The sequence below is a fragment of the Candidatus Jordarchaeum sp. genome (assembly GCF_052745115.1).
This window is the reverse complement of record NZ_JBRAKS010000181.1, coordinates 1-8,039: the sequence shown is the minus strand read 5'-3', so window position 1 is coordinate 8,039 and position 8,039 is coordinate 1. Positions and strand designations below refer to the sequence as shown.

The following is an 8,039-nucleotide window of genomic DNA, read 5'->3' as shown; positions in this document are numbered from 1 at the left end:
GGTTAAACAAATGTCCAAGGAATTAGAAAAACTGGAAAAAATTCTAGGCAAAAATCGAGTCATCACAAACTCTACAATATTGAAGCTTTACTCTTCGGATAAGAGTAGTTTTGAATTGGGGAAAACACCTCTCTGTATTTTAATGCCTAAGAATACTATTGAAATTCAAAAAATTATAGAGTTTTCATCTAAATATCGGATACCATTAACTCCCAGTAGCTCAGGAATTCATTTCTATGGGAGAACTTTTCCCACAGATGGGGGAATTATAGTCGACCTTAGTGAAATGAATCGTATAATTAAATTCGATGATAGAAACAAGAACGCTACCATTGAGCCTGGTGTAACGTTTTCTCAACTTGAAAGTATTAAAGCGTACGGGCTAATGCCTTTATTTCCGTTTTGTGTTCCAGAAACAAAGTCGGTTTTAACTAGCTACCTTGAAAGGGAGCCATTACTTGTACCCAAACTTGAGTACTCTGAGCCCATACTTACCATGGAAGTAGTTTTACCGACAGGCGAAATTCTCCGCACCGGTTCAGCAGCCCTAAAACCTAGCAACTTTGCTGAGTATGTAGTACCTTTTGGACCGGGGTTAAACTGGAACCAGTTTTTTCAAGGAGCTCAGGGAACACTGGGAATAGTAACCAGTGCAACTATAAAAATAGAGCATATCCCTAAACTGGATAAAATCTACTTCTTATCTTCGAGTAATGTGGAAGACTTAATAGAACCCTTGTATGAGATTCAAAGATATTTACTGGGTTATGAGTGTTTGATACTCAATGATTTGAACCTAGCAATGATTCTTACCCGCAATAAATCAGATATTGAAAGACTAAGACAGAAATTTTCCCGATGGACACTTATTGTGTGCCTTTCGGGGGGAGTAAAACTTTCAGAAGAGAAGATGAAGCAGGAGGAAGAGGATTTCCTCGAAATAATTGAAGGATTCAAAACTAAACCATCAACCACGTTGGCGGGATTTGAAGAAAAGATTCTTCCAATACTTCGAGAATCCTACAAGGGTGAGTACTGGAAACTTAAGAGGGGAGGCGATTTTCAGGATATACTTTTTATTACCCGCTTAGGCAAGGTTTTCAATTTCGTTAGAGAGGTGGATGAAACATCATCTGAAATTGGTTATCCACCGGAGGAAATTAGTTGCTATATTCAGCCTCTGGTGAGGGGAGGTGCGTGTCACATGGAATTTACTCTCTTCTACGATTCCTCAAATGATAGGCGGAAACAAATAGTTAAGAAGACTTATGAGAAGCTCATAGAAAGCCTATTCGATATGGGGGCCTTTTTCTCCCGACCCTACGGTTCTTATCTATCCGATATCACTTATGGGAGAAATCCGGTATACACTCGGGTTCTGAAGGAGATTAAGGAGTTATTTGATCCTAGTAACATTATGAATCCTGAAAAACTCTGTTTCAAGGAAGGATGAAAATGCCTCTGGAAGACTGCGAAGAAACACTGGAACTCTGCTTTAGATGTTCACGATGCAAGTGGATCTGTGACTGGGATATTAAGAACGCTGAGTTCGCATACATTTGCCCCAGCCTTAAGAAATATCTTTTTGACGCGTATTCTGCCCAAGGCCGGATGGATATTGCCCGTGCCCTCTTAAGAGGAGAGCTGGACTATAGTGATAAACTCTTGGAAATAATATACACCTGCACACTGTGTGGGGGCTGTGAAATCACCTGTAAACGTAACCATGCGAAAATGGAGCCCTTAAAAGTACTCCATGAGTTGAGGTTCAAATGTGTGAGTGATGGAAAAGGTCCCATGGAGCAGCATAAAAAATTTGCTGAGAACATAGAGAAATTCCATAATCCCTATGGCGAACCTCACGAAGCAAGATTTGAATGGATGCCAAAAGGGGGAAAAGACAGCAGAGACGCGGAAGTTGGTTTATTCATTGGCTGCACTATTCCCTATAGGTTGCCAGAAGTGGCAAGGTCCGCAGCGGGGGTCTTAGAGACGCTTAACATAAAGTTTCGGGTTTTCCCTGAAGATGAGTTATGTTGTGGGGGAGTACTCTACCGAGTAGGTTTAGCTTCCAAAACTCGTGAGCTTATGGAGCACAACTTGAAAATGATAGAGGCTGCGGGAATAAAGAGATTATTGTTCGCTTGCCCCGGTTGCTACGAAACCTTCAAGTCAATATATCCCAAACTTGGGGGCAAACTCAACTTCGAGGCTCAGCACATGGTAGAGTTTCTATCAGAACTCTTGGATAATGACAAAATCCGGTTTGATGAGTCACATCAACAGGTCACATATCATGATCCATGCCATTTGGGCAGATTAATGGGTGTCTATGAGCAGCCAAGAAGAATTCTCAAGGCTATTCCCGGATTAAAATTGGTGGAGATGGATAGAAAAATGGACAACTCTTGGTGCTGTGGTGCCGGTGGGGGCGTCAAGGCCGCCTTCCAAGACTTCGCCATGTGGGCTGCCCGAGAACGATTAGAAGAGGCGAAGACCATAAACTCAGAATTACTATTAACTGCCTGTCCATTCTGTGAATTAAATCTAAAAGACTCTGCAGAAGAATGCGGGAAATACCCCCAAGTAAAAGACATCCTCGAACTAGTATATGAAAAAATAAAATCCTAAATAACCAATTTCTCCTCTTCTAGGCTAAAAAATATAAAAGATTCGGTGTATAGATTCTTAGAGAGGCTAGAAGATTTGAGTGAAGAGCATACTAGCTACGGAATCTATTCGCCGGCTGTTCTCGGTATTCTTATTTTTGCGATTATAGTGTGTTTTTTTCTCTACATTTTACTCAATGTGCCAATTGTAAGAACTATTATAACATTAATGGTTATCGCACTGGCGATTACCATCGGACTATTATTTTTTAAAAGTAGCACCCCCTTAAGGGTTAAGCGAAGTAAACTGCTTGTAGAGTTTGCAGAACCAAAAGAAAATTCTCTAATGCTCGATGTGGGGACGGGAAGAGGCTTAGTGGCGATATCACTGGCTAAAGCATGCAAAAACTGCAAAGTTATTGGAATTGACACATGGTCTCCCACTACTTTGTCGGGGGTTTCTGGAAACACTATGGAAAACGCGATTAAAAACGCGAAAGTTGAAAAAGTGTCTAAAAGAGTCAAATTCCAAGAAGCAGACGCCCGGAAACTTCCATTTGCGAACAACACCTTTGACTTGGTTGCCTGCCACGAGGTTTTGGACACTCTTATAGTGGGAAGAGACGAGGTACTATCGGAAATATACCGTGTTCTGAAAAAGGGGGGAAAATTCGTTTTTTCCACCGCAGTAGCAAAATATTATCTGGTGTGGAAATTATCCAAGTTGGGTTTCAAGAAATTTCAATTCCTGAAACTCGGCTTAAGGGAGGGACCCGCCGCCTTCGTTCTCTGCAGAAAATAAATTAACCTCCATTAAGGGTTGCACTAAATATAAACTTGTAAAAATGTTTTTTCCACTGTATTTAAGATATTTATTATCCAAATGATGAATGGAAGTGAGCTTGATGGGAAAGACCTGCGGAGAATGTTTAAATGGACTAAACAGGAGACCGGACGGATTAAACATATCCTCAAGCTACCTGTGGTGTTTGTTATCACAGAGATAACAAATAGAGAAATGGGACACGTAGCCACTGGAAACCGTGTTAATAATATTCTTGGTAAAATCTCTCACTAATTACTAGGATAATCTTTAAATCTAATTCGGAAAAGCGTTTCACACGGAAAAATCCAAATAACCTTTTTTTTGTTTTTAGCTTGGAAAAAATGAATTCAAACGAGAGGTATTCTGCTTTCAACTTTTATCCTTTTATCAAATAGATATTCTCCGTTCAAATAGTCATGAAAGCTTTTCAAATAATTATGTATTCGGTTGAGGCTAAAGCAATTATAATCTGGTAACCATTTTTCAAATATTTTTTTGAGAAAAAAGGATATAATTTAAAAATCTGTTTCAGGGAAGCGTATTAGTCTCAAAAAATTTCTAGCGAATTTTGAATCCTCCAACGATTTGCTTTTTAGAACTTGTTTCTCAACCCGATCTAAGGCTATGCGAAAGGTTTCCACAGGCCCCCAACCCTCGGCAGAGCTGGAAAAAGAGCCCTTCACTGTTCTTAAATTTATGCGGCAGTAAACTAATGGATCTCCCTTAAAATTTGTGCCGTGAGTTTTAATATGCGTGAAAAGTGTGCCAAGCTCTAGAGCTGTCTCATACCTTTTTCTGAACGAGTCGAAATCTTTCATCATTAGGTCTCTTTGAGCTTCATCTATATTGAGGTCTTTGACTGAAAACTGAACAGTAAGCATGGGCTTTTCCATTTCTGGTTCTGCTACTGGCTCCAGAAAATCTCTCTTTACAACAATGCCTACAATTTTTCCTTTTTTGAGAATTACTAATGAGGAAACGCCAAAATCGTGCATTTTCTTCTCAGCATCTCTCAAACTGGTTTCAGGTGATACAGAAATTAAGGGTTTTGACATAATATTTTTCACGGGAGCACCTAGGAGATCGATTTTCTCTCCTATTCTCTCACCCACCTTTTGACGCTTTGTGGGTTGAAAAAAATTGTCAATTATGTCCTGTATACTCACCATTCCAACGGGCTTCCCTTTCTTAACCACGGGCGCGTGGGAGATGTCCTGGGTTCTAAATAAGCTTAGCACATTCCCTACAGAATCATCATCTTCGACAACAAAAGGTTTTTCAGTCATTATTTCCTCAATTTTGATGTTACCCCATTCGGTCATCACAGCCCCATGAATAATATCCTCATCGGTTACAACGCCTACCAGTTTATCACCGTTGAAGACTGGAAGTTCTCGAATACTACTCTCTATCATCAAACTAGCAGCCTTACCAACAGATTCTTCTTCCCTAACCACGGGGGCTGGGCGCATCAAGGTTTCAACTTTGGTTGCAGAGGGATCAAGCTTCTTCGATCTCATTATCCATCGTCGAGCTAATACCCCCTCATAATTGCCTTCTTTATCCACAACGGCTAAAACCGGGGGCATTTTTGCTTTAAACATCGAGAGACAGTAGGAAAGTGTGTCATCCTTACTCACGCTCAAAAAATTCTTTGAATAAACGTCTTTAACCTTAATATCTAACTTCATATTTCATCTCCTCCATATTTTTATTTACGCGGTAAAGTGGTATTTATTATGAAATAAGCCAGTACCAACTGCCACGCCTCCACTTTCCCCGTAATTGGTGATATAGGTTTGTTCATTTTCGCCTCTGAAAGTAGTATTTAAAGGGATTATTTTCCGATTCAGAACCCCAAAGTAAGGGTTAGAATCCGGCGAATCCACATCACCTCAGTAATTCTTCAGTAGAAGCCATTAAATAATTTTTCTAGCTTTCACACTCAGAGTCAAACAGTAAACACCCTTCTTGTCAAGTGGATCTTTCCAAAATATTTGAAGCCGCATCCAAACTAGGAATTTATATGGAAATAAGAGTGTTTTCCCCTCATTTAGACCTTCGGACACAAATTGTCTGGAAGGCAAAGATTTTGGAATAAGATACTCAATAAGATGCGATTCTCATGGCAAGAATCATTTATGATACATAGAGCTAGATGTCGCCACCACTAAGCGATAAATTCGCAAAAAACTTTATTTAGGTTTTTCTCCGTCTATTTTAATATTTTTAAATTTTTTCAGCGCTTTTCCTTAATTTTTAAGGTTTTTATGATTTTAAAGAAAAGTGTCTAAGTACATGAAAAAAGTGTTAAAAAGGTCTTGAAAATGCAGATTTTGAGAAACTATTGTCAGACGAGAATGGCTTGAGAAAAAGAAGAATATTATAAATTCGCTTTTTTACAAAGAATTGAGGACGCTATTAGAATTATACTAAAGAAATTCGTGATTATAATAGAGAATGTAAATCCAGATTTAAATTCTGTTTTAGTGCTAAATTACGAAATAAATAAATTAAACTGACTGTATTTATTAAAAATAATGGCACTAATTATATTAGGAGGTTTATAATATGCGTGCATCTTTGTTGGAGGGAAAAGAGGTCATTGCACCTGATGCCAGAATAATAGGACATGTTTCTGGAATTGATGTCGATTTTTCTGAATGGAAGGTGACTCATTTACGGGTAGATTTGTCTAATGAGCTAGTCGAGACCTTTGGTTACAAGAAACCTTTTTTTGGACGTTTAGAAATTTTAATTCCGGTGGAGGCTATCTCTAATACGGCTGATGTCGTTACACTTAATAAAACAGTTGAAGAGCTTAAGGACATCATAGAAAAAACTAAATGAACACCACTATGAACTCCAAAAGTTATAATATAACTAAAATATAATTCAAATTCTTATAATTAAACGTGAAACTATTACAAAAGAACTAGTAATTCTGATTCTTACATTTTAATTTCAATTCTTCTTGTCTTTAGAAATATCAAAATTTCTACGTATTACCTGCCCTGATCGAATAACGAATAATAGGGCTCCAAAACCTGAAAGAAGGTCTACTTAGGCTTTTTTTGCGAACGTTAACATTAAGGAAAAATGACCTGAAATAAACTCTTTTTTCGGAAAAGAGAGCGTATAACACCAAACCAGCCTTCATGAGATAAATACACCCCAAAATCTTTCAGATTATATAATTAAGAACTCTGCACTGCATTGTATTTTATTAAATAAAAAAGGAAGGTGGAAAATTTATATATAATAAAATTTATTTGTCAATGTCCACCTTTTTTAAGAGTGGGTTATAATGCGATAAACGGTTTGGTGATATGTTTTATGGTTGAAGCCGATATTTATGAGAAGCTGAGAAAAATTATGAATGCGGGAACCGCCATTAAACTTCCCAAGCACAAAGCAGTCAATGAGATGCTCAGAGGTATTTTTAGTGAAGAAGAAGCTACACTACTTACTGTTTTCGAGAAATCCCAGCAACCTCTAAGCTCGGAAAAAATAGCGCAGCTATCAGGCGTCTCGGAGGAAAAAGTAAAAAAAATTTTCGACGACATGGCTTATAAAGGTAAAGTGATTAAGGCAGGTAACTTTTATGTATTGATGCCCTTTGTTCCCGGACTTTTTGAGGTCTACTTCACCCATAATAGGGATGATCCCGATAGATTGAAGAGGGCGGCAAAAGCGTACCGCGAACTATTCTACTCCGGGCACCCCTTCGAGCTAAGCGCAGGAAGCTATCCCCTCTACCGTGTTATACCGGCTGCGGATCCAACAAAGAAAACAATCGAAATAAACAAATCGTTAGAAGTAAAGCACCAAGTTTTACCATACGAAGTTCTAAGAGAGTATCTGTCTAAGGCTAATCTTTTTGCCGTGGTTCCCTGCAGCTGTAGAAATGCGGCTAAATATGCCGGTGAACCTTGTAAACGCACTGACGAAAACTTCTGCGTAACCAGTGGATTCCTAGCCCAGAGCGTCATAGACCAAGGGGTGGGACGCCAAGTCACTCTGGATGAGCTTATGGAGGTTATGAGGAAGGCTGAGGAGGCGGGACTAGTACACGAGACTATAAACATTCAGGATACCTCGGTGTTTATCTGTAACTGCTGTCCCTGCTGCTGTGGCTTCCTTAAATCAGTTAAGGAATTCCAAAACTATGATGCCATAACAAAATCCAATTTTGTTCCAGTGACTAATAACGACCTATGTACAAAATGTGAAAAATGTATAGAAATATGTCCCATGGACGCCAGGTACCACCACTGGCCTCATTCAGACGACTTATCGGACGACTATATAGTTCTGAGAGAGGACCTCTGCATAGGTTGCGGTGTATGTGCCTCTAATTGTCCTAGTGAAGCCATAACCCTTGAAAAGGTCAGAAATGTGGTACCTGTTAAAGGTCAAGCTGAAATGGAGCAAAAATTCAGAGAAGAAAGAGTTCACTAATAGGTAATTTTTCTATAATTTTTCGAAAATACGGTTATGGGCAGTTTTATGCCTATTTTTCTTTAAATATTATTTTAATAGTTTTTATACATTTTTTATGATTACATAATATTTTTAAGTAAGAGTACTCATCTTTTATAATC

At 38.6% G+C, this 8,039-nt stretch carries 7 protein-coding genes; 6 read left to right on the top strand and 1 reads right to left on the bottom strand.

What is annotated here, in order from left to right:
• The 4 genes from ACUVXA_RS12820 to ACUVXA_RS12805 all read left to right on the top strand — a co-directional run.
• On the top strand, positions 1-1,453 hold a 1,453-nt coding region (locus ACUVXA_RS12820; RefSeq protein WP_445871666.1), incomplete at its 5' end, for an FAD-binding oxidoreductase.
• 2 nt (positions 1,454-1,455) lie between these two features.
• Positions 1,456-2,631 carry a (Fe-S)-binding protein gene (locus ACUVXA_RS12815; RefSeq protein WP_445871665.1) on the top strand — a complete coding sequence of 392 codons (1,176 nt, stop codon included), beginning with the start codon at positions 1,456-1,458 and terminating at the stop codon, positions 2,629-2,631.
• A gap of 75 nt (positions 2,632-2,706) precedes the next feature.
• A complete protein-coding gene (locus tag ACUVXA_RS12810; protein WP_445871664.1) occupies positions 2,707-3,411 on the top strand; it encodes a class I SAM-dependent methyltransferase in 705 nt (234 codons plus the stop codon).
• A gap of 123 nt (positions 3,412-3,534) precedes the next feature.
• Positions 3,535-3,687 (top strand): hypothetical protein, encoded by a 153-nt coding sequence (locus ACUVXA_RS12805; RefSeq protein WP_445871663.1) that lies wholly within the window; start codon positions 3,535-3,537, stop codon positions 3,685-3,687.
• Positions 3,688-3,950: 263 nt separating this feature from the next.
• Here ACUVXA_RS12805 and ACUVXA_RS12800 read toward each other — a convergent pair whose 3' ends face one another.
• Entirely contained in the window at positions 3,951-5,126 is a 1,176-nt protein-coding gene (locus ACUVXA_RS12800; protein WP_445871662.1) for a CBS domain-containing protein, read from the bottom strand.
• A gap of 880 nt (positions 5,127-6,006) precedes the next feature.
• Between ACUVXA_RS12800 and ACUVXA_RS12795 the strand changes: the two genes are divergently transcribed.
• Entirely contained in the window at positions 6,007-6,285 is a 279-nt protein-coding gene (locus tag ACUVXA_RS12795) for a PRC-barrel domain-containing protein (RefSeq protein WP_445871661.1), read from the top strand.
• Positions 6,286-6,771: 486 nt separating this feature from the next.
• On the top strand, positions 6,772-7,896 hold the full coding sequence (locus tag ACUVXA_RS12790; RefSeq protein ID WP_445871660.1) for an ATP-binding protein: 1,125 nt from the start codon (positions 6,772-6,774) through the stop codon (positions 7,894-7,896).
• The last annotated feature ends 143 nt before the right edge of the window (positions 7,897-8,039 follow it).